23 protein-coding genes are annotated in these 23,025 nt (G+C 66.9%); 11 read left to right on the top strand and 12 right to left on the bottom strand.

Annotated features, from left to right (window positions below):
• Positions 1–8: 8 nt before the first annotated feature.
• On the bottom strand, positions 9–1,469 hold the full coding sequence (locus ACYQZ5_RS10140; RefSeq protein ID WP_379730562.1) for an oligosaccharide flippase family protein: 1,461 nt from the start codon (positions 1,467–1,469) through the stop codon (positions 9–11).
• Positions 1,469–2,644: a glycosyltransferase gene (locus tag ACYQZ5_RS10135; RefSeq protein WP_379730563.1), complete on the bottom strand. Its 1,176-nt coding sequence runs from the start codon at positions 2,642–2,644 to the stop codon at positions 1,469–1,471. Before ACYQZ5_RS10135 ends, ACYQZ5_RS10140 begins: the two co-directional genes overlap by 1 nt.
• A gap of 61 nt (positions 2,645–2,705) precedes the next feature.
• Here ACYQZ5_RS10135 and ACYQZ5_RS10130 point away from each other — a divergent pair, with 61 nt between their 5' ends.
• Positions 2,706–3,815 (top strand): glycosyltransferase family 4 protein, encoded by a 1,110-nt coding sequence (locus tag ACYQZ5_RS10130; protein ID WP_379730564.1) that lies wholly within the window; start codon positions 2,706–2,708, stop codon positions 3,813–3,815.
• A gap of 6 nt (positions 3,816–3,821) precedes the next feature.
• Here the strand turns inward: ACYQZ5_RS10130 and ACYQZ5_RS10125 are convergent, their stop codons facing one another.
• Together ACYQZ5_RS10125 and ACYQZ5_RS10120 are read right to left on the bottom strand one after the other, a co-directional pair.
• Positions 3,822–4,889 (bottom strand): glycosyltransferase family 4 protein, encoded by a 1,068-nt coding sequence (locus ACYQZ5_RS10125; protein WP_379730565.1) that lies wholly within the window; start codon positions 4,887–4,889, stop codon positions 3,822–3,824.
• Complete coding sequence (locus ACYQZ5_RS10120; RefSeq protein WP_379730566.1) at positions 4,886–6,031, bottom strand: glycosyltransferase; 1,146 nt, start codon at positions 6,029–6,031, stop codon at positions 4,886–4,888. Before ACYQZ5_RS10120 ends, ACYQZ5_RS10125 begins: the two co-directional genes overlap by 4 nt.
• A 95-nt stretch (positions 6,032–6,126) precedes the next feature.
• Between ACYQZ5_RS10120 and aglJ the strand changes: the two genes are divergently transcribed.
• The 3 genes from aglJ to ACYQZ5_RS10105 all read left to right on the top strand — a co-directional run bounded on the left by aglJ (position 6,127) and on the right by ACYQZ5_RS10105 (position 7,589).
• On the top strand, positions 6,127–7,047 hold the full coding sequence (aglJ, locus tag ACYQZ5_RS10115) for an S-layer glycoprotein N-glycosyltransferase AglJ (protein WP_379730567.1): 921 nt from the start codon (positions 6,127–6,129) through the stop codon (positions 7,045–7,047).
• A gap of 70 nt (positions 7,048–7,117) precedes the next feature.
• Complete coding sequence (locus ACYQZ5_RS10110; protein WP_379730568.1) at positions 7,118–7,327, top strand: ribbon-helix-helix domain-containing protein; 210 nt, start codon at positions 7,118–7,120, stop codon at positions 7,325–7,327.
• Positions 7,328–7,460: 133 nt separating this feature from the next.
• Entirely contained in the window at positions 7,461–7,589 is a 129-nt protein-coding gene (locus ACYQZ5_RS10105; RefSeq protein ID WP_379730569.1) for a DUF7503 family protein, read from the top strand.
• Positions 7,590–7,613: 24 nt separating this feature from the next.
• On the opposite strand, the gene ACYQZ5_RS10100 is transcribed toward ACYQZ5_RS10105, so the two are convergent.
• Positions 7,614–9,710: a hypothetical protein gene (locus tag ACYQZ5_RS10100; RefSeq protein WP_379730570.1), complete on the bottom strand. Its 2,097-nt coding sequence runs from the start codon at positions 9,708–9,710 to the stop codon at positions 7,614–7,616.
• Positions 9,711–9,828: 118 nt separating this feature from the next.
• Positions 9,829–10,584: a DUF7409 domain-containing protein gene (locus ACYQZ5_RS10095; protein ID WP_379818014.1), complete on the bottom strand. Its 756-nt coding sequence runs from the start codon at positions 10,582–10,584 to the stop codon at positions 9,829–9,831.
• A gap of 164 nt (positions 10,585–10,748) precedes the next feature.
• Here ACYQZ5_RS10095 and ACYQZ5_RS10090 point away from each other — a divergent pair, with 164 nt between their 5' ends.
• Together ACYQZ5_RS10090 and ACYQZ5_RS10085 are read left to right on the top strand one after the other, a co-directional pair.
• Entirely contained in the window at positions 10,749–11,612 is an 864-nt protein-coding gene (locus ACYQZ5_RS10090; protein WP_379732110.1) for a 3-hydroxyacyl-CoA dehydrogenase family protein, read from the top strand.
• A gap of 99 nt (positions 11,613–11,711) precedes the next feature.
• Positions 11,712–13,505 carry an acyl-CoA carboxylase subunit beta gene (locus ACYQZ5_RS10085; RefSeq protein WP_379732111.1) on the top strand — a complete coding sequence of 598 codons (1,794 nt, stop codon included), beginning with the start codon at positions 11,712–11,714 and terminating at the stop codon, positions 13,503–13,505.
• Between the two features lie 120 nt (positions 13,506–13,625).
• Here the strand turns inward: ACYQZ5_RS10085 and ACYQZ5_RS10080 are convergent, their stop codons facing one another.
• Both ACYQZ5_RS10080 and ACYQZ5_RS10075 read right to left on the bottom strand, forming a co-directional pair.
• On the bottom strand, positions 13,626–14,048 hold the full coding sequence (locus ACYQZ5_RS10080) for a DoxX family membrane protein (protein ID WP_379818012.1): 423 nt from the start codon (positions 14,046–14,048) through the stop codon (positions 13,626–13,628).
• A 7-nt stretch (positions 14,049–14,055) separates the two neighbouring features.
• Positions 14,056–14,523 (bottom strand): MaoC family dehydratase, encoded by a 468-nt coding sequence (locus ACYQZ5_RS10075; protein ID WP_379731664.1) that lies wholly within the window; start codon positions 14,521–14,523, stop codon positions 14,056–14,058.
• 82 nt (positions 14,524–14,605) lie between these two features.
• Here ACYQZ5_RS10075 and ACYQZ5_RS10070 point away from each other — a divergent pair, with 82 nt between their 5' ends.
• The 4 genes from ACYQZ5_RS10070 (at position 14,606) to ACYQZ5_RS10055 (ending at position 18,462) form a co-directional block, all read left to right on the top strand.
• A complete protein-coding gene (locus tag ACYQZ5_RS10070; RefSeq protein WP_379818011.1) occupies positions 14,606–15,457 on the top strand; it encodes an HpcH/HpaI aldolase/citrate lyase family protein in 852 nt (283 codons plus the stop codon).
• A gap of 67 nt (positions 15,458–15,524) precedes the next feature.
• Positions 15,525–16,778, top strand: coding sequence for a Glu/Leu/Phe/Val family dehydrogenase (locus ACYQZ5_RS10065; protein ID WP_379732525.1), 1,254 nt, complete (start codon positions 15,525–15,527; stop codon positions 16,776–16,778).
• 125 nt (positions 16,779–16,903) lie between these two features.
• Positions 16,904–17,308: a 6,7-dimethyl-8-ribityllumazine synthase gene (ribH, locus tag ACYQZ5_RS10060; protein ID WP_379818010.1), complete on the top strand. Its 405-nt coding sequence runs from the start codon at positions 16,904–16,906 to the stop codon at positions 17,306–17,308.
• Complete coding sequence (locus ACYQZ5_RS10055; RefSeq protein WP_379731663.1) at positions 17,305–18,462, top strand: pyridoxal phosphate-dependent aminotransferase; 1,158 nt, start codon at positions 17,305–17,307, stop codon at positions 18,460–18,462. Before ribH ends, ACYQZ5_RS10055 begins: the two co-directional genes overlap by 4 nt.
• A 45-nt stretch (positions 18,463–18,507) precedes the next feature.
• Here the strand turns inward: ACYQZ5_RS10055 and ACYQZ5_RS10050 are convergent, their stop codons facing one another.
• Positions 18,508–19,485, bottom strand: coding sequence for an aldo/keto reductase (locus tag ACYQZ5_RS10050; protein ID WP_379731662.1), 978 nt, complete (start codon positions 19,483–19,485; stop codon positions 18,508–18,510).
• 51 nt (positions 19,486–19,536) lie between these two features.
• Positions 19,537–19,743, bottom strand: a complete 207-nt coding sequence (locus ACYQZ5_RS10045) for a hypothetical protein (protein WP_379731661.1) — start codon at positions 19,741–19,743, stop codon at positions 19,537–19,539.
• Positions 19,744–19,870: 127 nt separating this feature from the next.
• Here ACYQZ5_RS10045 and ACYQZ5_RS10040 point away from each other — a divergent pair, with 127 nt between their 5' ends.
• Positions 19,871–21,388, top strand: a complete 1,518-nt coding sequence (locus tag ACYQZ5_RS10040; protein ID WP_379731660.1) for a cryptochrome/photolyase family protein — start codon at positions 19,871–19,873, stop codon at positions 21,386–21,388.
• Positions 21,389–21,568: 180 nt separating this feature from the next.
• On the opposite strand, the gene ACYQZ5_RS10035 is transcribed toward ACYQZ5_RS10040, so the two are convergent.
• Together ACYQZ5_RS10035 and ACYQZ5_RS10030 are read right to left on the bottom strand one after the other, a co-directional pair.
• A complete protein-coding gene (locus tag ACYQZ5_RS10035) occupies positions 21,569–21,853 on the bottom strand; it encodes a DUF7545 family protein (protein ID WP_379731658.1) in 285 nt (94 codons plus the stop codon).
• Positions 21,854–21,911: 58 nt separating this feature from the next.
• Positions 21,912–23,006: an NAD(P)/FAD-dependent oxidoreductase gene (locus ACYQZ5_RS10030; protein ID WP_379818009.1), complete on the bottom strand. Its 1,095-nt coding sequence runs from the start codon at positions 23,004–23,006 to the stop codon at positions 21,912–21,914.
• Between the last annotated feature and the right edge of the window lie 19 nt (positions 23,007–23,025).

Raw genomic sequence — 23,025 nt, 5'->3', positions numbered from 1 at the left:
TTCTCCACTCAGAGCATATTCAGCCGCCGTTGGGTAAGCAGGGCCACTTCGGTAGCTGTGGCACGGACTCTCTGGCTTATCAACAGCAACACACAACCGTAGGTCACTGCCCCAAATGTCAGCAAGATAGCTAGTTCGATCGGTTGAACGAGGTCAATCCATTCCCGGAGGAAGTACACTACAGAACCCATAACCACACCGGCGAGCAGTTGCTTCAGGAACGTCGTCGTCAGCACGCTCGCCTCGGGGACCTCGCGAGCGACGAATCGCCACGCTCCGAGGTAACGAAACAGTTCCACGAGGACGGTGGCGATGACGACGCCGACCCCGCCGATCCGTTGAACGAGGACGATTCCCAGCGGAACGTTGATGCCGAGCGCTACTGCTGACAGTTTGAGCGAGTAATCCGGACGGTTGAGTCCGTCGACGATTTTGAGAAGTGCCTGTGTCTGTGACTGGAAGATCCGCTGCAACCCGAGCAGTACGAGGAACGCCGCCGCTCCCGCGTACTCCGATCCGTACACGACGTTGACGAGCGGCGTCGCGACTACGGCACCGCCGAAAAATAGCGGGACCGAGAGCACGGACGCGAACGCGAGCGAGTTGGTTACGTCCTCGTGGACCGCTTCGTCCCTGCTGTGGCCTTCGCTCACGCGTACGAAAGTCGTCGCGGACACGGAGCTTGCGACGTAGATCGCTGGTAGCGTCATCCGCGCTGCAACACCGTAGTCGCCAACCACGGCTTGTGAGAGGAGTGCTCCGAGGAGGAACGTATCGAACCGGCCGTACGCCGTCCCGACGACGGCGTTGGGTACGCTGAAGCGGGCGTAGTCCGCCACGCGAGCGACGAGGCGCTTCGACGGCTTCTCGAGCGCCGTACCGAGTTCCCGCACCGCGATCGGGACCGCGATCACGTTGGCGGCGATCAGGCCGACGATCAGCCCCGGGACGCCGAAACCGAGCGTCACGAGCACCAGCTGTATCGGGATCCCGATGTACGAGCGTAGCGCGTCCATTCCGTTGGAAAAGCCGATCTGTCCCCGTGCCTGCAGGACCGGGACAAACGTCCCGAACAGCATCTCGGTGGCGAAGTAGAGCACCAAGAACAGGGCGACGGAATCGATACCGGTGTAGGACTGGAGCCATCCGCGACCGATGATCGTTCCGGCCGTGACGATGACGAACCACGCGGCCCCGAACAGCCCCAACGCCCCGACCGACTCCGCCATCGAGGTCCCCGCTTCCGACGCACGCTTCTGTACTGCCGCCCCCATCCCGGCCATCGGTCGTCCGAGGAACGCCGCCACCGCGACGAACAGGTAGAACCCGCCGATCCGGTTCGGCCCCAGCTCCCGAGCGAAGTAGATGTTCCCGGCGAAGCCGATGGCCGCCATTGCGAACTTCGCGAGCGTCGCCTTCGTCGCTTCGCCGCTCGGACTGATGTCGGCGGGGCTCTGCTCCTCTGGCATTACCGCAGGGTGTCCTCGCCCGCCCGATACCGTTCGGGCTCCTCACAGAACCGCGAGACAACCTCGCGGATCCGTTCCTCAAAGCGATCCACCGAATACTGTTCCGCGACGGCGGCCAACGCTTCGGGATTGAACTCCGCCTCCTCGATCCGCCGAACGCCGTCGATCACGCCCTCGGCGGTCGGCTCCACCACCGCACCGGTCTCGCCGTCCTCGATCGCGATTGCTGGGAACCCTTCGTTCGCGGCGACGACGGGCGTCCCGGCGGCCAGCGCTTCGATCGGGACCATGCCGAAATCCTCCCGCACCGGGAGGTAGACGACCGCCTTCGCCTGGCGGAGGAGTTCCTCTTTGCGCTCGTCGGCGACGTAGCCGAGCATCTCGACGTTCGGTCCCGCGAGCGAACGGACTTCCTCGAAGGTGCTCGTCCCGAAGACGGGTTCGTTGTCGGCACCACCGGCGATCTTCAGTTCGTCGTCCAGTCGATCGAACGCTTCGACGACGGTCTTGGGCCGTTTGGACTCCACCACACGACCGACCATAAGGTAGAACTCTCCGTCCGATTCCCCGTACTCAATCTCGTCCGTCTCGATCGGTGGATAGACGATCGATGCGTCGCGCCGGTAGTAACGCCGGATTCGATCCCGAATCACCTCGCTGTTGGCGACGAATGCGTCGACACGATCCGTCGACCGTGCGTCGAGTACGTCCATCCCGGTCATGTACGACTTCGCGAGCGTGCGGACGGCCGACGGCAGTGAGGAGAGACGGTGGCCCATCAGGTCGTTGAGCCACCGCGGCGGGGAGTGGCAGTAGTTGAGCATGTACTGGTGGTCGAGTGTTCGGTAGTGCCGCGAGAACATGTGCGCCGAGAAGATCAGGTCGAACTCCTCTAGCGGGGCGTCCTGCCAGTTCAGCGTGAGCGAGGCACTCTTGAATCCTTCCGCGCGACGCCACTTCCCCAGTCCGTCGTAGCGGCTCTGTGCGAACGCAGTCACGTCGACGCCGAGGTCGATCGCCGCTTCGCGTGCTGACTCCCCGATGTAGGTCGTATATACCGGAGCGTCGAGCGCCGAGCCAAGATGGAGGGCCACACGCTCCGCTCCTCCGTACGTCCACATCTGGTCGTGTGTGACGACGATGTCGGGCGAGGAGAGGGATGTCGCGTGGTTCACTAGTTGGTTGCTTTTCGGCGGAACCGTAAATGTATATGTCGCTCCGAGAGCGATAGCCGGCATGCGCGTCGCTATCGTGTCGGAGTTCTGCCCGCCGTATCGGACGGGCTTCTACGAGGCGTTCGCTGATCGCTTCGAGTCGAAGGTGTTCTTCTGTAATACCAAGGAGTCGTGGCGGGCCTTCGGGCAGTTTCCCTACCTCGAATTATCGAACTACGAACTCCGTGACCGATACGCCGTTGCTCCAGGTGTTTTCGGCGCACTTCGGGAGTACAATCCAGATGTCATCGTCGGTTCCCCTGTTGAGGGGTTCGGCGGGCAAGCGAGCTACCTGTACGCCCGAGTAACCGGGACCCCGTTCGTCCTCTGGACAGGTGAGTGGCATCTCCCGTTGACGACGCTCCGGACTACGACGTTCCCCCTGGTCTCGCGGATCTACGAGGGGGCAGACGCGATCGCAGTGTACGGCCCCCACATTGAGCATTACCTCGCCGATCTGGGTGTCGACCGGGACAAAGTCTCGGTTGCGTGGAACACCGTCGACACCACGAAGTTCGCGTCGAGCGAGCGGGACCCGGGCGAACTCCGTCGGGAACTGGGTATTCCGTCGGACAGCCCCATCGCGCTGTTCGTCGGGCGGATGATAGAGTCCAAGGGCGTCCGGTATCTGATCGACGCGTTCAAGGCCGTTCGATGGCGCACCGACGCCGAGCCACACCTCCTGTTGGTCGGGGACGGCGACGACTACGACGCCTTCAAACGGCAGGCCGAGGACGTACCGAACACGACACTCACGGGGTACGTCGATAACGATGATCTGCCCGCGTACTACGCGCTCGCTGATTGTTTCGTCCTGCCATCCGTCCAGACAGCGATCTTCCGTGAGCCTTGGGGACTGGTCGTGAACGAGGCGATGAGCTCGGGGACGCCGGTCATCGCGACAGGACAGGTGGGTGCCGCGGCCGCAGGAGTCGTTGAGGACGGCGTGAATGGCTATGTCGTTCCGGAACGCAACGCCCGTGCGCTCGCGGACAGACTGGCGTCGCTCCTTGATGACTCGGAGAAAGCGGCGACGTTCGGTAACCGGGCCAGGGAACGGATACGGGAGTTCGACTACGAGCGGATGGTCGACGGGATGGCCGAGGCGATCGAGACTGCGGTCAAGCGTTGAGGGGAGTCAGGTCCGCCCCAATGATCTCGTGAGGGCACGGCTGTACTGTGTCTCGACCTGTTCGGTCACTTCATCCCACCCCGACACTCGCGATCGATCGGACGTGGCTCCCGAAATGCGCCGAACGGCGTCGGCAACGGTGTCCCGGTCCGTCGTGGAAACACTGAGGCACTCGCCGATCTCGCTCCAGTTGACCAATGCTCCCGACTCCCGCACGACACATGGCGTCCCGGCCGCCAACGCCTCCGCGACTGTCATCCCGTACGCCTCGAACTCAGACAGCGTCACGTACACGTCCGCGCCCGCGTACAGTCCGGGCAACCGATCGTCGTCGACGTAGCCCAGAAACTCCACTCGGTCGTCAACACCCACTTCAGAAGCAATTCGCTCCAGTTCCCGCCGATATGACCCAGAGCCCGCCACTAACAGGTCGTACTCCTCCAACTCCGGCATTGCTCGAATCACGTGCTGTACTCCTTTGTACTCCTCCAGCCGACCGACAGTCAACAGATACGGCCGATCATGGACCTCGGGCTCTGTCGAAGCGAACCGCTCCACCTCGACGCCGTTCGGAATCACCGTCGCGTCGACGCCGAAGTCCTCCTGAAGCCGGTCACGTTCCCACTCGCTCACTGCGATCACCTCGTCGGCCTGCCTGACAGCCCACTTCCCGAACGGTTCGTACACCGACAGCAGACGGTCACGGAACCCACTCGCACTCTCACCGTGGTAGTGAGTCGTCACGACGAACCGCTCGTCGGTCACACCCAGCGCGGCGAAGAAGACCGGGAGCGAGTGATAGTTGTGCGCGTGAACGACGTCCGCGTTACTCCGACGAACTGCCGAGACGATCTCCGGCGCGATGTGAAACGCGCTGCCGGGTGAGAACCCTGGATGGCGGTGAACTTCGACGCCGTTCCGGAGCTCCCACCCCTCCACATCCTGCCCCAGATCCGCGGTATGGACGACGACTTCGTGGTCGCGCTCTACCAGTCGCTCACTGATCTCCTTCACGTGTGTCTCCACACCGCCCGTGCGTGGGGGATACCGAGGCGTGACCTGCAGTATCTTCACCCGTACACCTCCCGCAGCTCCTCGTCGATCTCCCACGTCCCGTCACCCTCACCGCTCAACAGCTTCAGGCTCGCACGGAACAGCGACACCTGCGTGTCGAACAGCGAGTACGCCGCTTGCAACGAACCGAGCTTCTCACGCGATCCCAACAGGACGAACCCCGAAACTGCCCCTGGAACTACCAGCCCCAGCGGGCCACCAACAGCCAACCCACCGAGCGTCGCCAGCCCGATCGACGCCATCACGAGCCACGGCGAGACGATCATGAACCACCAGTTGAACGGCAGTACTGCCCGCCCGTACGCCCCGTACCCCCCCAGCATCTCGCGCTGTCGCCAGAGCAACCGAATCAGCCCCATCGCCCGTCGATCCTTCTGCTGACGGCGCTTCCGGAACGTCGAATGGGCAGCCTCCTTGTACTCGATCTCGGGGTCGAACACCACCCGATCACCGTCCTTCCGGATCTTCAGCGCCAGCTCCGTGTCGTCGGCGATGGAGTCCTCGTCGATGGGGACGATCGCGCCGTTCTCGAACGCCGAGAACGGCCCGTGGAAGATGAGCGTCGAGTCGAGGTGTGACTCCAGCGTCTGGATGTGCGCCTGCACGTCGCGGTACCCCTCTTCGACCTCGCTCCCGCCGAGTGTCTCGGCGTTCCGTCCCGTCACCGCACCAACTTCGGGGTCGGCGAGGTTCGCCGCCGCCTCCCGGAGGGCGTCGTCGGCGATCCGTGAGTCGCAGTCGGTCTTGACGACCATCTCGTTCGACGCTGCGGCGTAGGCTTCGTTCAGCGCGACCGCGAGCCCGCGACGCTCCTCCTCGCGGATAAGCGTCAGCTCTGGCGCGTCCCGCTCCTCGAAGAACGACTCCACCAGCTCCGGCGTCTCGTCCTCGCTGGAGTCGACGACGACGATCTCCACCTTCTCCATCGGGTAGTCGAGCGAGACCAGTTCCTCGAGTTTCGCCTCGACGATTCCTTCCTCGTTGTACGTCGGGAGGACGATGCTCACAGTCGGCTCGGCGTCGTAATCCTTCTCCGCGGGCGATCCCTCCGGTCCGAGGAGCCAGTACAGCCCCACGTAGGCCAGATAGGGAAGCCCGGTCAGCGCGAGGAGGCTGCCGAGAGCCTCGACCAAACGTCGCATACTCCCCCATGCGACACGAGCGCCAAAAACCCCGCCGGTGTCGTCGCCCCAAGTAGAAGCCTTTTCACTCCACCCACTACCACACGAGAAACGATATGCCCGATCCCGAGCGCGTCACAGTCCTTCTGCCCACCTACGACGAGGCCGCCACTATCGGCGACTGCGTCGACGGTTTCCGCGAGCAGGGGTTCGACGACGTGCTCGTGATGGACGGCGGCTCAGACGACGACACCCGCGAAATAGCCCGCGAGCACGGCGCCAGAGTCGAGATACAGTCCGCCTCGGGCAAGGGGCAGGCGATCCGCGAGGCCGTCCGGGAACATATCGACCGCGAGTACGTCCTGATGGCCGACGGCGACGGCACCTACCGCCCAGAGGAAGCGGACCGCATGCTCGCGCCGCTGGAGGAGGGGTACGAGCACGTCATCGGAGACCGGTTCGCCGACATGGAGGACGGGGCGATGACCCGCCTGAACAAGGTCGGCAACAAGCTCACCAACCGCCTGTTCAGCTTCATCCACGGCGAGAGCTTCGACGACATCCTGAGCGGCTACCGCGCGTTCAGCCGCGCTTCCTTCGAGCGCCTGCGCCTCTCGGCGGACGGGTTCGGCATCGAGACGGAGATGGCCGTCGAGTGTGCGAAGCAGGGGATCCCCACCGCGGTCGTGCCGATCACGTACCTCGAACGGCCCGCAGGCTCGAACACGAACCTCCACCCGATCCGGGACGGCGGGATCATCTTCCTCGAGCTGTTCCGGCGTGCGAAGACGAGCAATCCCCTGTTCTACTTCGGCAGCGTCGGCGTCGTCTCCGGGCTCGCCGGGGCGGCGGTCGCCGCCTTCGTCGCGATCGAGTGGTTCGTCTACGGCGTCCCCCACCAGATCTGGGCGCTCGTCGGCGCCGCCGGGATCCTGCTCGGCGTCCAACTGCTGATGTTCGGCGTGCTCTCGGACCTGATCCTCACCCTCCACCGCGAACAGCTCGACCGGATCGAGTCCATCGCCGACGAGGAGTGACGTGATCGGGCGTCGACGGCCCTGCCCGCAGCCGGCGCGCTTTTCCCCGCCCGCGCCCGACCGGCGCGTAATGACCGACTACACCACCGTCTCGATCCCCACCGAACTCGCCGAGCGCGTCGACGAGACAATCGAGGGGACGAGCTTCTCGAGCACGAGCGACCTCGTTCGATTCCTGCTGCGCAGTATCGTGATCAAACACCAGAAACGCGGGGAGCTCACGGAGGCGGAGTTCGAGGAGATCGCCCAGCAGCTCGAAGATCTGGGCTATCTCGAGTGAAAGGTCGCGGATCGACGGCCGGTACAGCTCGGCTCTGTCTTGCGGTTCTTTGCTCTCGCCGATTTATCAATCCCTAATATCAAAGCCGGGAATATCTATTCACAAATACAGTGGCTGTGTGGCATAGGATGTCATGTCCGAACTCAAGTCGTTCCTGGCCGACAACCCGAAGATGATGGGCGTCCTGTTCACGATGATGCTATTCCTCTCGCAGGCGGGGAGCGCCGTCGCTGGTCACTCGAGTCCGGTTGCAGGTCCCTGAGTCAACCACTAGAAGAAGCGCATCTTACTGCGAAAGCTCCGATAGCCACTTGATTTCTCCCTCGTAACGGACGAGGTCGTCTTCGGCATCTTCGAGCAAACTTTCGAGATCCGAATAGAACACCTCCCCCAAAACACCCGGTGCGAGGTGTTGACGCCGATCGTCGGCGATGTCTATCGACGCCATTCCGCCGGTACTCAGATCGGAGTCGGGGTACAGTCGCACTCTCGCGATGTACCCGTCATCGACTTGTTCGATATCTGTAATCGGTGCGCCGATACTCTCTCCTTGCACGATGTCGACATCACCGTCACCAACGACCGAATACTGTCCCCCGACAAACGACTGCTTGCTCGCGACGCTAAGTGCCGAGTGGAGTGGGAATCCATAGTTCAGCAGCTTTACCATCGCTTTTCCCACTCGTGTCGCACCGCTGTTGACTACTTCGGTGAGCGTGACGACGCCGCCGACGGCGCCGTTCTCCAGCAGCGCCATCCCCTGATCGTACGACGCACAGCCATTGAGGAAGAACGCATCGACGCCGACGAAATCCAGATTGCGCGCGTCGAGGCGCCCGTCGGAGCACTGGAACCCATCTGACTCGACGTGGCCGATGTAGTGGAGGAACTCCCGCTCGGTCTCGAGCACCGCCGAGAGTCGTTCGGTGGTGAGGTTGCGGTACACCCGCAGGTCGAACGGGAAGTCCGTGTCATCGCCGTACACCTCCTCGGCGACGTCGCCCTCCTCGGTCATCCCCTCGTCGTTGACGACGACGGTGACGCCGATCTCCTGCGAGGGCGTGTGTTCGATACCGTTGCGGTAGCCGTCGACCGACGCCTTGATCGCGCCGACGGGGACGCCATCGTCTGCCCAGACGGTCTCGAACGCACCGGTCGGTTCCGGCTCGACCAGATCCGGTAGCGACCCCTCGGGCCTCTGTGCACGCTCCTCCCCCATGCTGCGCGTCGTACTGCGGGTCGGTCCCGTGAGCGCCGCTACGTCCGGCCCGGAGCCGGCACGCGCGAAGTCGAACAACGAGTCGGACTGCACCTGCTCGGGGGTCGTCGCCTCCCCGGCTGGCGCCTTGATCGTCGCCAGATCGTCGATCAGGTACGGCAGCAGCTCGGCGTTCTCCGCCTCGGGCGCGACGTAGCCCGCGGTCTTCCACTTGGGCACGCAGTCGGCAATCCGCTCGTAGGGGACCGAGAGGTACGCGTCCAACTGTTCGGAGAGCGCTCGGCCGTAGAGGTCCGCCCAGTCGAGGTCGACGCGCTGGTCGACCTCGTCGCGCTCGGCGAGTTCGACCTCGTAGAACCCCTCCGTCCGCGCGACGCAGTCGAACAGCAGCGTCTGCTTGAGCGTCTGCGCGACCGTCTCCTCGAAGCCGCCCGGGCCGTCGAGTCGGTAGCTGAATCCGTCTTCCCCGACAAGCCGAGGGACGTTTCCGGGCACCACCTCGGCGCCGAGGTAGAATGCGAGCGGGGCGACCGGGTAGACGAACCGGAGTCGCGGCGGCACCTCGACCCGGACGCCGGCGTCGGCCGGCGCCATCGATTCCGGGATGTCCAGTTCGTCGCCGAGTTCGATCTCGGGGGGGTGCCCACGCAGCGTCGGGTAGGACCGCTCGACGGACGTGGTCTTCAGCGAGGAGGACATCGCCGACACCGCACGCATCATCTCCCGGGACTCCGCTGTCGTCGTGATCGTCCCCGCGGGGTGGTTGTGCCGGGAGCGCCCGGCGACGAACAGGTCGCCGTCGGTACCGACTGTCGTCGTCATCCCGTTTGTCTCGACGGTCAGCGACCCCTCGATCCGGACGTACAGCTTCACCGGCTGCTCGAGTTCGATCAGGTACTCGCCCGAGCCGAGGTCCACGCCGTCGGTCCGATCCATCTGCGCGACCACGTCGCCGTCGCCGTTCCGGACGAACGTCGCGACGTAGCTCCCGAGCGTGATGCTCTCGGTATCGACCCGTGCGGCGGCGTCGACCGGGAAGTAGAACCGATCGCCGTCGATCGTCTCGACCTCGGCGGGCTCGGGCATCCGCAGCACGCACTGGCGCTGCTCGATACTGTCCGTGACGTGGAGGGATGTCCCGCGGGTGGCGATGTCGATGCTCACCGGGACGCCACCCCCGACGGAACCGCCTGCCCGGGTCTCGCCATCTACGTATCGATGTTGATGCTTCGAGTATAAAGGCTTCGTCGGCCCGACGCGGCCGCGCGGTTGTCCCGCCGGCTCAGTCCGCCCGCTCGCTCGCCTCGTGGTGCCACCGCTGGAGGCGGTCCCGGGAGATGCCGGTCACGTCCGACAGCAGCTCGGGGCTGGCGGTCGCGAGCGACCGGACGGACGTGACGCCCGCCTCCGCCAGCCGCTCGGCGTAGCTCTCCCCGATCCCCGAGATGTCGGTCAGCGGCGTCGGCTTCGACCGCTCGCGCCAGGCCGCCTCGGCCGCCAGCGGGTCGCCGCTCCCGTCGGCGGTCGCCGAGTCACCGCCGCTCGTGGCGTTCGCGACCCACGCGGCCTCGTCGTCGGTGTCGTCTCCGTCGTCGTCGGGTTCCACCTCGTCGAGCGCCTCGGGCTCGCCGGCGGAGCCGTCGATCCACGCCGCCTCCTCGTCGAGATCGTCGTTGTCCGTCTCTCCCCCGTCGTCGCTCGTCTCCCCGTCACCGTGGCTGGAGGCGACCCACGCGGCCTCCTCGTCCCCGAGCCCCCGGACCTGCTCGGACCGCCGGTCCAGATCCCCGTCGTTGTCGAACGACCAGGGGAGCGAGTGGTGGCGGCGGATCTTCGCGGCGACGCCGGGGTTGACCCCCGCTTCGAGCAGCATCCGGTAGGAGACGTCCTTCTCGAGGACGTCTTGTGCGGAGAACCCGGCCGACTCGATGGCGTCGGCGGTCGCCGGGCCGACGAACTTCAGGTCGGTCGGCGTGTCGACCGAGCGTCGCTCCTCCTCGTCGACGTCGGCCATCAGATGCTCCAGCAGGCGGGTCACGTTGGCTCGCAATCGTTGCCAAAGACACTTGAAGCTTTGTGTGAGCTGACTGCCGGTTACCGGACGTAGAGCGCTTCTACCTCACGATACGAGGGAGATATCCGCGGCGATGCAGTCTGGCGGTTGTCGCTACCCTTACGGTGCTGCCGGGCCGAGCGCCGACCATGTACGAACTGGACGACGTGGAGACGGTCGGTGTCGTCGGCGCCGGGACGATGGGTGCCGGGATCGCACAGGTCGCCGCGACCGCGGGCTACGACGTGGTGATGCGGGACATCGAGCAGTCGTTCGTCGACGACGGCTTCGAGACGATCGACGACTCGCTCTCGCGGCTGGTCGACCGGGACGCGCTGAGCGAGCAGGAGGCCGAGGACACGAAAGCGCGGATCACGGGGACCACCGAGCTCGACGACCTCGCGGGCGCCGAGCTCGTCGTCGAGGCCGCGCCCGAGGAGATGGAGCTCAAGCAGTCAATCTTCGCCGATCTGGACGACGTGCTCGACGAGGAGGCGCTGCTCGCGACCAACACGTCGACGCTGTCGATCACGACCATCGCGAGCGCGACCGAGCGCGCGGACGCGGTGGTCGGCCTCCACTTCATGAACCCCGTCCCGATCATGGACGGCGTCGAGGTCGTCACCGGCGAGCGCACCGCCGACGAGACGACGGCGCTGGCCCACGCGTTCGCCGAGGACCTCGGGAAGGAGACGTGGGAGTCCGACGACAAGCCCGGGTTCGTCACCAACCGCATCCTGATGCCGTGGATCAACGAGGGGATCCGCGCGTTCGACGAGGGGGTCGCCGAGAAGGAGGACATCGACCGCGGGATGACGCTCGGGACGAACGTCCCGATGGGGCCGCTCGAACTCGCCGACCACATCGGCCTCGACGTCTGTCTCCACGCCAGCGAGACGCTCCACGAGGAGCTCGGCGACCGCTACACCCCCGCGTACCTGCTGAAGCGGAAAGTCGAGGCGGGCGACCTCGGGAAGAAGACCGGGCGCGGCTTCTACGAGTACGACGAGTAGTCGGCAGACGGGACGGCGACTCCGCGGCGAGCGACGGTCCCTCCCCGGACCGACTCCATTTTCGGACCCTTTTTGCCCCGTTCGACCGACCACCCCCCTATGCACGTCCGCATCGGCGACGGTGCCACCGACGAGGAGGCGTCGGCGGTCGCCGCCGCGCTGGCCGAACATCTCGGCGCCGACATCGAGGTGCTGGTCGGCGACGCCGACGAGCCCGCGGCCACGGCCGCGGCCCCCGAGACGGAGTACCCCCTCGACGACGACCTCGGGCCGACCGAGCGCGAACGGAAGCTCCGCGAGGAGATCGAGGAGATCCTCGGCGGCGGTCCCGAGAAGTACAAGCAGCGCCTGCCCGAGCAGGGCAAACTGTTCGTCCGTGACCGGCTTGACCTCTGGTTCGGCGAGGACGGCGACGGCGGTCCCGGCGACGCCGACCGCGAGGGCGCCGCCGACGGGATCCAGTTCGAGGACGGGAAGTTCGCCGCGTTCGACGAGTGGCACCCCGACTCCCCGGAGGTCGAGGAGTACGACGAGAACACCCGACTGCCCGGCGACGGCCTCCTGACAGGGGCGGCGACGTTCGAGGATCGCGACGTCCACTGGATGGCCAACGACTTCACCGTCAAGGCGGGGTCGATGGCCGGCCGCGGGGTCGAGAAGTTCCTCCGGATGCAGCAGCGCGCGCTCAAGTCGGGCAACCCCGTGCTCTACCTGATGGACTCCTCGGGGGGCCGGATCGACCAGCAGACCGGCTTCTTCGCCAACCGCGAGGGGATCGGGAAGTACTACTACAACCACTCGATGCTCTCGGGGTACGTCCCGCAGATCTGCGTGCTGTACGGCCCCTGCATCGCCGGCGCCGCCTACACCCCGGTGTTCGCCGACTTCACGATCATGGTCGAGGGGATGTCCGCGATGGCGATCGCCTCCCCGCGGATGGTGAAGATGGTGACCGGCGAGGAGATCGACATGCAGGACCTCGGCGGCCCCGCCGTCCACGCCAAGCATTCCGGCAGCGCCGACCTCGTCGCGAAAGACGAACGCGAGGCGCGCGCGATGGCCGCGAAGCTGATGAGCTACCTCCCGGACAAGGCCGGCGAGAAGCCCCCCCGCTCGGAGCCGGAGAACCCCAAATTCTCCCCCGAGGGGATCGACGAGGTCGTCCCAGACAACCCGAACAAGGCGTACGACGTCCACGACCTGCTCGACCGGATCTGCGACGCCGAGTCGGTCATGGAGATGAAGCCCGAGTACGGCAAGGAGATCGTCACCGCGTTCGCGCGGATCGACGGCCGGCCGGTCGGCGTCGTCGCGAACCAGCCCAACCACCGATCGGGCGCGATCTTCCCCGACGCCGCCGAGAAGGCGGCGGAGTTCATCTGGACCTGCGACGCCTACGAGATTCCGCTGCTGTACCTGTGTGACACGCCGGGGTTCATGGCGGGCTCGGAGGTCGAGAAGGACGCGATCCTCGAGAAGGGGAAGAAGTTCATCTACGCCACCTCCTCGGCGACGGTGCCGAAACAGACCGTCGTCGTGCGGAAGGCCTACGGCGCCGGCATCTACGCGATGGGCGGTCCCGCCTACGACCCCGAGAGCGTGCTCGGACTCCCCTCCGGCGAAATCGCGATCATGGGGCCGGAGGCGGCGATCAACGCCGTCTACGCCAACAAGCTCGACGCCATCGACGACCCCGAGGAGCGAAAGCAGCGTGAACAGGAGCTCCGCGAGGAGTACCGACAGGACATCGACGCCCACCGCATGGCCAGCGAGGTCGTCATCGACGACGTGGTGCCGCCGTCGACGCTGCGGGGGGAGCTGGTCAACCGCTTCGCGTTCTACGAGGACGTCGAGAAGGACCTGCCCGACAAGAAACACGGCACCGTTCTTTAAGCCGGATGGCGAGGGCACGGCTCCCGTGCCCTGACCCGCCGACCGCGGTGGCACTGGGCGGGAGCGCGATCCCCCACCGCGGCGCCGTTCGATCGCCTGTTCGCCAGCGTCGCCGCCACCTCACTCCGCCCCGAGCGCGTCGAGCAGCACCACCCACGCGAGAGCGGCCAGCCCCACGTCCCGGATCAACACGTCGACGAACCGGCCGTCCGTGGCGGCGACGACCGCGAGGTAGAGGACCGTCACCGGAAGCGACACGGCGGCGACGGCCGTCGCGGGCGCGACGTAGCGGTCCGCGAGCAGCAGGGCGCCGACGAGGATCTCCGGCGGCCCGTTCGCGAGCATGAACAGCCTCGGATGCACGACGAGCCACGGCGCCAGCCAGTCGGTCACGTAGACGGCCCACGCCGCCGGGGCCAGCAGCTTGTGCACCCCGGCGAGCACCAGCATCAGGCCGAGTCCGAGCCGTGCGACCGTCGCGGTGCCCGCGGCCGCGATCACGGGGGAAAGCAACGCCCGGAGCCGCTCGGTGACTGGGTCCATCCGTGCCCTACTCGGCGTGTTCGCGCTTCAGGCTCAGCGCCGTCCGATCGAACTCACAGACGAGCGTGTCCTCCCCGTCGGACTCGACTTTGAACGCCTCGACGTGCATCTCTACGATCCCGCGCTCGCCGTCGCTGGTCTCGCGCTTGTCGGTCACCGTCGTCCGCGCGTAGATCGTGTCGCCGTGGAACACGGGGTTGGGGTGTTCGACGTTGTCGTAGGAGAGGTTCGCGACGATGGTGCCGTCGGTGGTGTCGGGGATGGAGAGCCCGACCGCCAGCGACATCGTGTACAGCCCGTTGACCAGCCGTTCGCCGAACTGCGTCTCCCCGGCGAAGTCGCTGTCGAGGTGGAGCGGCTGCTGGTTCATCGTCATATCGCAGAACGTCTGGTTGTCCGACTCCGAGACGGTGCGGCGCTTCTCGTGCTCGATCGTCTCGCCGACCTCGAACTCCTCGTAGTAGCGTCCCGTCATACCCCCCGGATCGATCGGTCGGCGCAAAACGCTGCCGACTCGATCCCGACCAGTTAACTCCGCGCCGTCTGAGTCGGTAGGTATGGCACGCAGAAGCCTCCTGTTCTCGCCGGGCGACCGCCCGGAGCTGATGCGCAAGGCGCCGGAATCGGGCGCGGACACGGTCTGTTTCGACCTCGAGGACGCCGTCGCACCGAGCCAGCGCGCCGCCGCGAGGGAGTCGGTTCGCGAGGTACTTGCAGACCCGGCGTTCGATCCCGACTGTGAGGTGACCGTCCGGGTGAGCGTCGACGCTGCGGCCGACCTCGACGCGCTGCTGGACGACGCGCCCGACTCGCTGCGCCTCGACGGCGTGATGGTGCCGAAAGTCGCCGAGCCCGAGGACGTGCAGTGGGTGGCGGACCTGCTCGACGAGCACGACGCCGACCCCGCGCTGCTCGCGCTGGTGGAGACCGCCCGCGGCGTGCTGCGCGCCGAGGACATCGCCGACGCGCGGGCGACGGACGCGCTGGTGTTCGGCGCGGAGGATCTCGCCGCCGACGTGGGTGCGACCCGGACCGACGAGGGGACCGAAGTGCTGCACGCGCGCCAGCAGGTAGTGTTGGCCGCGAGCGCGGCGGGCATCGACGCCATCGACACCGTGTTCACCGACTTCGAGGACGAGGCGGGGCTGCGCGAGGCCACCGAGTTCGCGCTCCAGTTGGGGTACGACGGGAAGATGGCGATCCACCCCGCACAGGTGCCCGTGATCAACGACGCGTTCACGCCCGCACCCGAGCGCGTCGAGTGGGCCGAGCGCGTGCTCGACGCGCGTGACGAGGCCGAACGCGAGGGCCGTGCGGTGTTCAGCGTCGACGGCGAGATGATCGACGCGCCGTTGATCGCGCAGGCCGAGCGCGTGCTGGAGCGGGCGGCCGCGGGCGAAAAGCGGTAATCCTTCACAAACGTTCCGTCGGGACTTCGGCAGGCTTATTCGAGCTACGGGCGAATTCCGCGCCGGAATGTCAGACGAAGCAAACCCGTTCGAGAGTCTGCAGGAGCAGATCGACGACGCGGCCGCGTACCTCGACGTCGACGACGACGTCATCCACCGGCTCAAGTACCCCGAGCGCGTGCTGGAGACGAACCTCTCTGTGGACATGGACGACGGGTCGATCGAGCGCTTCAAGGCGTTCCGATCGGAGTTCAACGGCGACCGAGGCCCCTACAAAGGGGGGATTCGCTACCACCCCGGCGTCACCCGCGACGAGGTCAAGGCGCTGTCCGGGTGGATGGTGTACAAGTGCGCCGTCGTCGACATCCCCTACGGCGGCGGGAAAGGGGGGATCGTGATCGACCCCTCGGAGTACTCCGCGAACGAGATCGAGAACATCACGCGATCCTTCGCCGAGGAGCTGCGCCCGTTCATCGGCGAGGACAAGGACGTGCCCGCGCCCGACGTGAACACGGGCCAGCGGGAGATGAACTGGATCAAGGACACCTACGAGACGCTGGAGAACACGACCGAGCCCGGCGTCGTCACCGGGAAGTCCCTCGAAGCCGGCGGGAGCGAGGGTCGCGTCGAGGCCACGGGGCGCTCGACCGCAATCACCGCCCGCGAGGCGTTCGACTACCTCGGCCGGGACATCGTCGGCGCCGACGTGGCCGTCCAGGGGTACGGCAACGCCGGCTGGATCGCCACGAAGCTCATCGACGAACTCGGCGCCAACGTCGTCGCCGTCTCCGACTCCTCCGGCGGGATCTACGACCCCAGCGGGCTCGACCCCGTCGAGGTCAAGGAGTTCAAGCGTGACACCGGCTCCGTCTCCGGCTACGAGGGCACCGAGGCGCTGACCAACGAGGAGCTGCTCACCATGGACGTCGACCTGCTGGTGCCCGCGGCGCTGGAGAACGCCATCGACGGCGACCTCGCCGAGGACGTCAGCGCCGACGTGATCGTCGAGGCCGCCAACGGCCCGCTCACGCCCGACGCCGACGACGTGCTGACCGAGAAGGACGTCCACGTGTTCCCGGACATCCTCGCCAACGCCGGCGGGGTGACCGTGAGCTACTTCGAGTGGGTCCAGAACCGCCAGCGCTTCTACTGGGACGAGGAGCGCGTCAACGAGGAGCTGGAGGCGGTCATCACCGACGCGTTCGACGACCTCACGGACGCGTACGCGAGCTTCGACCTCCCGAACTTCCGCACCGCGGCGTACGTCGTCGCGATCCAGCGCGTCGTCGACGCGTTCACCGATAACGGCAACTGGCCGTAGACGGCTCTCGTCGTACCGCACTGTATCGCCCGCTGTGTGTTTCTCCGCGTCGTTCGCCCCCGAGCCGCGGCTGTCGCGACCGCCCGCTTCGGTAGTTCTTTCTTCGCCGGCGCCAAGCATCGCGTATGGTGAATCTCGGACTCGTGGTAGCGGAGTTCAACGCCTCCGTCACCGAGCGGATGGCGGAGGCGGCGGCAGACGCCGCCGCGGACCGGGGCGTCGATATCGGCGAAACCGTACACGTGCCCGGCGTGTACGACAGCCCGCTGGCCGCGGACCGGCTCGCGCGGCGAGAGGAGATCGACGCCGTCGCGGTCGTCGGCGCGGTCGTCACGGGCGATACGGATCACGATCAGGTGATCAGCGACGCGACCGCGGAGTCGCTCCAGTCGGTCGGACTCGACCGTGACACGCCGGTCACCTTCGGCGTCACCGGCCCCGGACAGAGCGGTGCCGAGGCCCGCGAGCGCGTCGACAAGGGGGCAGCGGCCGTCGACGCTGCGGTCGACCTCGTGGAGGCCCTGCCATGAGCGAGCGCGAGTGGAACTTCGCCGAGCGCGTCGGCCGCGTCGAGCCGTCGGCGACCGTCGCGGTCGGCAACAAGGCGAGCGAACTCCAAGAGCAGGGTGTCGACGTGGTCGACCTCTCCGTTGGCGAGCCGGACTTCCCGACGCCCGAGCGCATCCGGGAGGCCGGCCGGCAGGCGATATCGGACGGCCACACGGGCTACACGGCCTCCAGTGGCATCCCGGAGCTCCGGCAGGCGATATCGACCGACCTGAAAGGGAAAGGTGTCGCCTGCGAACCCGGGAACGTCGTCGTCACGCCCGGCGCGAAGCAGGCGCTGTTCGAGACGGTGCAGGCGCTGGTCGACGAGGGCGACGAGGTGATCCTGCTCGATCCGGCGTGGGTCTCCTACGAGGCGATGGTGAAACTCGCCGGCGGCGACCTCACGCGGGTCGATCTGGGCCAACACGGCTTCGACCTCGAACCCGCGCTGGACGACCTGGCGGCCGCGATCTCCGACGAGACGCAGCTGCTGCTCGTGAACTCGCCCTCCAACCCCACGGGTGCGGTGTTCTCCGACGCCGCGCTCGAAGGCGTCCGTGATCTGGCGGTCGAGCACGACGTGACCGTCATTGCCGACGAAATTTACGACCGGATCACCTACGACGCCGACCCCACCTCCCTCGCATCGTTCGACGGGATGGCCGAGCGGACGGTGACGGTCAACGGGTTCTCGAAGGCGTACTCGATGACCGGCTGGCGGCTGGGCTACCTCGCCGCGCCCGAGCCGCTGGTCGATCAGGTGTCGAAGATCCACGGCCACTCGGTGACGTGTGCGCCGAACTTCGTCCAGCACGCGGGCGTCGAGGCGCTTCGGAGCGTCGAGAGCGACGTCGCGACGATGGTGGAGGCGTTCGAGCGGCGCCGCGACCTCGTGGTCGACCTGCTCGCGGACCACGGGAAGGAGATCCCGAAGCCCGAGGGGGCGTTCTACGCGATGATCCCGACCCCGAGCGACGACGTGGCGTGGGCCGACGCCGCCATCGAGGACGCCCACGTCGCCACCGTTCCGGGTAGCGCGTTCAACGCCCCGGGCTACGCACGGGTCTCCTACGCCGCCAGCGAGGAACGACTGAAGGAAGGGTTCGAACGGCTGGCCGCCGAAGGGCTGATCTGACTCACTGCGCAGCCGACTGTTCTCCTGAATCGAGGGACGGGTCGCTTACTCGATCTCCGAGACCTCGACCGGCTGGTACGGCTCCTCCAGGTACTCGATCTCCGAGTCGCTCAGCGACACCGAGAGCGCCTCGACGGCGTCTTCGAGGTGTTCGACGCTGGTCGTGCCGACGATGGGCGCGTCGACGGCGTCCTTGTGCAGGAGCCACGCCAGCGCGATCTGGGCCATCTTCAGGTCTTTCTCCGCGGCGAGCTCCTCCACGCGTTCGTTCACTTCGCGGCCGCCGTTTGCCAGATACGGGTGGCGGTCGGCCTCGGCCTCGCTCCGCCCGCGGGTCGTGGTTTCCAGCTCCTCGTGTGGGCGCGCGAGGAAGCCCCGAGCCAGCGGCGACCACGGGAGCACGCCGACGTTCTCCCGCTGACACAGCGGCAGCATCTCCCGCTCCTCCTCGCGGTAGAGGAGGTTGTAGTGGTTCTGCATCGTGGCGTAGCGCTCCAGCCCCTCGCGGTCGCTGGTGTGGAGCGCGTCGGCGAACTGGTGGGCCCACATCGACGACGTGCCGACGTGCCGGGCCTTCCCCCGGCGGACGGCGTCGTCGAGCGCCCGCATCGTCGTCTCGATCGGCGTGTCGTCGTCCCAGCGGTGGGTCTGGTAGAGGTCGACGGTGTCCATCCCCAGCCGATCGAGCGAGGCGTCGAGCTCCTGCTCGATCGCCTTCCGGGAGAGCCCCCCGGAGTTGGGGTCGCCCTCCCGCATCTGGAAGTACCCCTTCGTCGCGACCACCATCTCGTCGCGGTCGTACTCCGCGAGCGCGTTCCCGAGGATCCGCTCGGACTCGCCCTTCGAGTACATGTTCGCGGTGTCGAAGAAGTTGATCCCGAGCTCGACCGCTCGGTCAATCAGCTCCCGGCTCGCCTCCTCTTCGAGCACCCAGTCGCGCCACGAGGGGTCGCCGAAGCTCATGCAGCCGAGCGCGATGCGCGAGACCTCGATCCCGGTGTCACCGAGCGTGGTGTACTCCATGGGGAGTCGTTGTACCGGTGTGACAAAAACCCACGTCCCCCGGCCAACTCCTCAGTCCCGGAAACTGGCGGTGTAGACGAGGAACGCCCCGGTGATCAGGACGAACGCGAGGAACGTCACGACCGCGAGCACGACCACCACCGGCGCCAGAACACCGAGGTACGATTCGCCGGCGGGCGTCGTCGACAGCGCGATCGCCGCCAGCAGCGCGGCGATCAGCCCCAGCAGCCAGTCTCGAAGGACGTTTTCGTACTCCATACGGGTCGTTCCCGACCCGGCAGGGAAACTCCACCGACCGACGGCCGGCCGGACGAACTTTACCCCGCCCCGCCGACACGACGCGCATGGAACCGCCCCGCGTCCCAGCCTCCCTGTTCGCGCCACAATGACGCTGTGGCTGCTCGGCACCCACCTCGACCGCACTGCCGACTACCTCGACGAACACGACCACGTCCTCCTGATCGAGGCGACCGCGTTCGCGGACCGCCGCCCGTACCACCCGCACAAGCTGACGCTCGTGTTCGCGGCGATGCGTCGGTTCCGTGACGACCTCAGAGCGCGCGGCCTGACCGTCGACTACCGACGGGCCGAGACGTTCGGCGAGGGGCTTGACGACCACTTCGACGAGCATCCGGGGGACGACCTGACGATGCCCAGACCGGCCGCACACGGCGCCGAGGATCGACTCCGGGAGCTGGTCGACGATCGTGGCGGGCGCATCTCGTTCGTCCCGAACCCCACCTTCGTTCTCACCCCCGAGGAGTTCGACGAGTGGGCGGATCGTCGGGGAACGAGCGATCCAGACACCTACCGCTTGGAGGACTTCTACCGGTGGATGCGTCGTCGGTCGGGCGTGCTGATGGACGGTGACTCACCGGAAGGGGGCGAGTGGAACTACGACGAACAGAACCGCGAGACCCCGCCCGACGACTGGGAGCCACCGGCGCCGCCGCTGTTCGAACCCGGCGAAACGGTCCGTGAGGTGGCGTCGTGGGTCGAGGCCGAGTTCGAGACGTTCGTCGACACGGACGAGGCGGCGCCGTTCCGGTGGCCGGTCACCCGGAAGCAGTCGCTCGACGCGCTGGAGCAGTTCGTCGACGCGCGGTTCGCGGCGTTCGGTCCCTATCAGGACGCGATGGTCGAGGGGGAGTGGGCGATGGCCCACTCGCTGCTGTCGGCATCGATCAACCTCGGGCTGCTCCGGCCGATGGAGGTGATCGAACGGGCCGATCGCGCGTACGAGGAGGGAGACGCGCCGATCAACAGCGTCGAGGGGTTCGTTCGGCAGGTGCTGGGGTGGCGGGAGTTCGTGCGTCACGTCTACCGGCGCTCGATGCCCGCGATGGCCGAGGCGAACCAACTCGGGCAGACGGAAACGCTGCCGCCGGCGTACTGGACGGGGGAGACGGAGATGACCTGCCTCTCGGAGGCGGTCGAACACGTCCGGGAGCGGGGCTACGCCCACCACATCGAGCGCCTGATGGTGCTCTCGAACTTCGCGCTCGTCTACGGCGCCGACCCCCACGAACTCAACGAGTGGTTCCATCGGGGGTTCGTCGACGCGTTCCACTGGGTCACGACGCCCAACGTCGTCGGGATGGGGTCGTTCGCGACAGACGTGCTCTCCTCGAAGCCGTACGCCTCGTCGGGGAGCTACGTGAACCGAATGAGCGACTACTGCTCGTCGTGTCCCTACGCCGTCTCACGCGACACCGGCGAAGGGGCGTGCCCGTTCAACAGCCTCTACTGGACGTTCCTCCGAGAGCACGAGGAGACGCTCCGGGGGACGGGGAGGATGGGGCTGATGTACGCCCACGTCGACGACAAGGACGAGGCGGAGTGGACGGCGCTGGAGGAGCGGGCCGAGGCAGTCCGGGAGATGGCCCGGAACGGGACGCTTTGATCGGTCGACGGTGGCGAACAGGCGACCCGACTGCTCCGCGAGCCGGTGGGTCGCACTCCCGCCTCGTTCGGCTCGCGGTGGCTTTCACCGCACGGGGCGGCTGGTCGCGCTCTCGGTGATAAACCTTCGCCGGCGCTGGCGCTGGGGAACGGTGAAAAAGCGGTGAGAACGGGAGCGGCGTTAGTGCTGGTGACCCATCGCGTCGGCCAGCGAGATGCCGAAGCGATCCTCGAACAGCTCCTCGAGCGTCTCGTTGGCGTCCTCGATCTCGTTCGCGACGCCGCCCTCGGCGTGGTGAACGCGGGCGTGAGCCTGCTGGGCGAACGCCTGCAGCACGATGTCCGCGAGGATCTCGGCGTCGGGCTCGTCGCCGTCGCGCATCAGTTCGAGCATGACGGGCGGCACGTCGACAGTGTCGGTTTCGCCGTCGGGGCCTTCGACCGTGAACGTCTTCGTATCGCTCATAGGGGAGAATCGAGGGTCGGACGTAAGGCTCTGTGGGTCTCGGCTCGTCGGCGGGTCGCTAGTCGTCGCCCGCGGCGGGCTCGGGCGCCGCGTCGACGCCGAGTTCGCCGGCGCGTTCGCGCTGCTCCAGCCAGTCGTCGGCGTCGAGCGCGGCCTCGCTCCCCATCCCGGCGGCGGTGACTGCCTGCTGGTAGTGGTGGTCGACCACGTCGCCGGCGCCGAAGAGGCCGGGCACGCCGGTCGCGGTCTGCCCGCCGCCGCGGCCGCCCTCGGTGATGATGTACCCCTCGTCGTCGAGTTCGACGCCCGTGTCGTCGAGGTAGTCGGTGTTCGGCGTGTGGCCGATGGCGTAGAACACCGCGCCGACGTCCATCTCGAACGTCTCGACGCTGTCGTCGCCGGCTTCGAACTTCTCCTTGGGGTGGCCGTCGGGGTGGCGGACGAGGCTGGCGTGGTCGATCCCCTCGTCGGGATCGCCGTGGATCTCGGTGAGCTCGGTGTTCCAGAGGATCTCCACGTCGCCGTCGTCGACTTTGTCCATGATGCGGTCGATCCAGTAGTCCTCCGCGCGGAACTCGTCGCGGCGGTGGGCGATGTAGACGGTGTCGGCGAACTTGGTGAGGAAGTTCGCCTCCTCCATCGCGGCGTCGCCGCCGCCGACGACGAGCATGTCCTCGCCGCGGAAGAACGCGCCGTCGCAGGTGGCGCAGGTCGAGAGCCCGTAGCCCATCAGTTCGTCCTCGCCGGGGACGCCCAGCGTGCGCGCGGAGGCGCCCGAAGCGGCGATGAACGCGTCACAGGTGTACACGTCGCCATCGCGCATCTCCACGCGGAACGGCGAGCCGTCGGTGCCGTCCACCTCGCCCAGCGGCGTCACGTCGACGACGATCCCGTGGTCGAGTTCGGCGCCGAAGCGCTGGGCCTGCTCCTTCATGTTGTTCACCAGCTCTGGCCCGGAGATCCCCTCGGGGAAGCCGGGGTAGTTGTCGACCTCGGTGGTGAGGGTGAGCTGGCCGCCCGGCTCGTCGCCCTCGAGCACCAGCGGTTCGTTGTTCGATCGGCCGGCGTAGATCGCCGCGGTCAGCCCCGCGATCCCCGTGCCGGCGATGATCAGGCGACGGTGTTCGACCGCCTCCTCGACGTTCTCGGTCATACTCGAGGGTAGGGGAGTG

Source organism: Halolamina salina (genome assembly GCF_054653455.1).
This window is presented reverse-complemented; position numbering and strand designations above follow the sequence as displayed.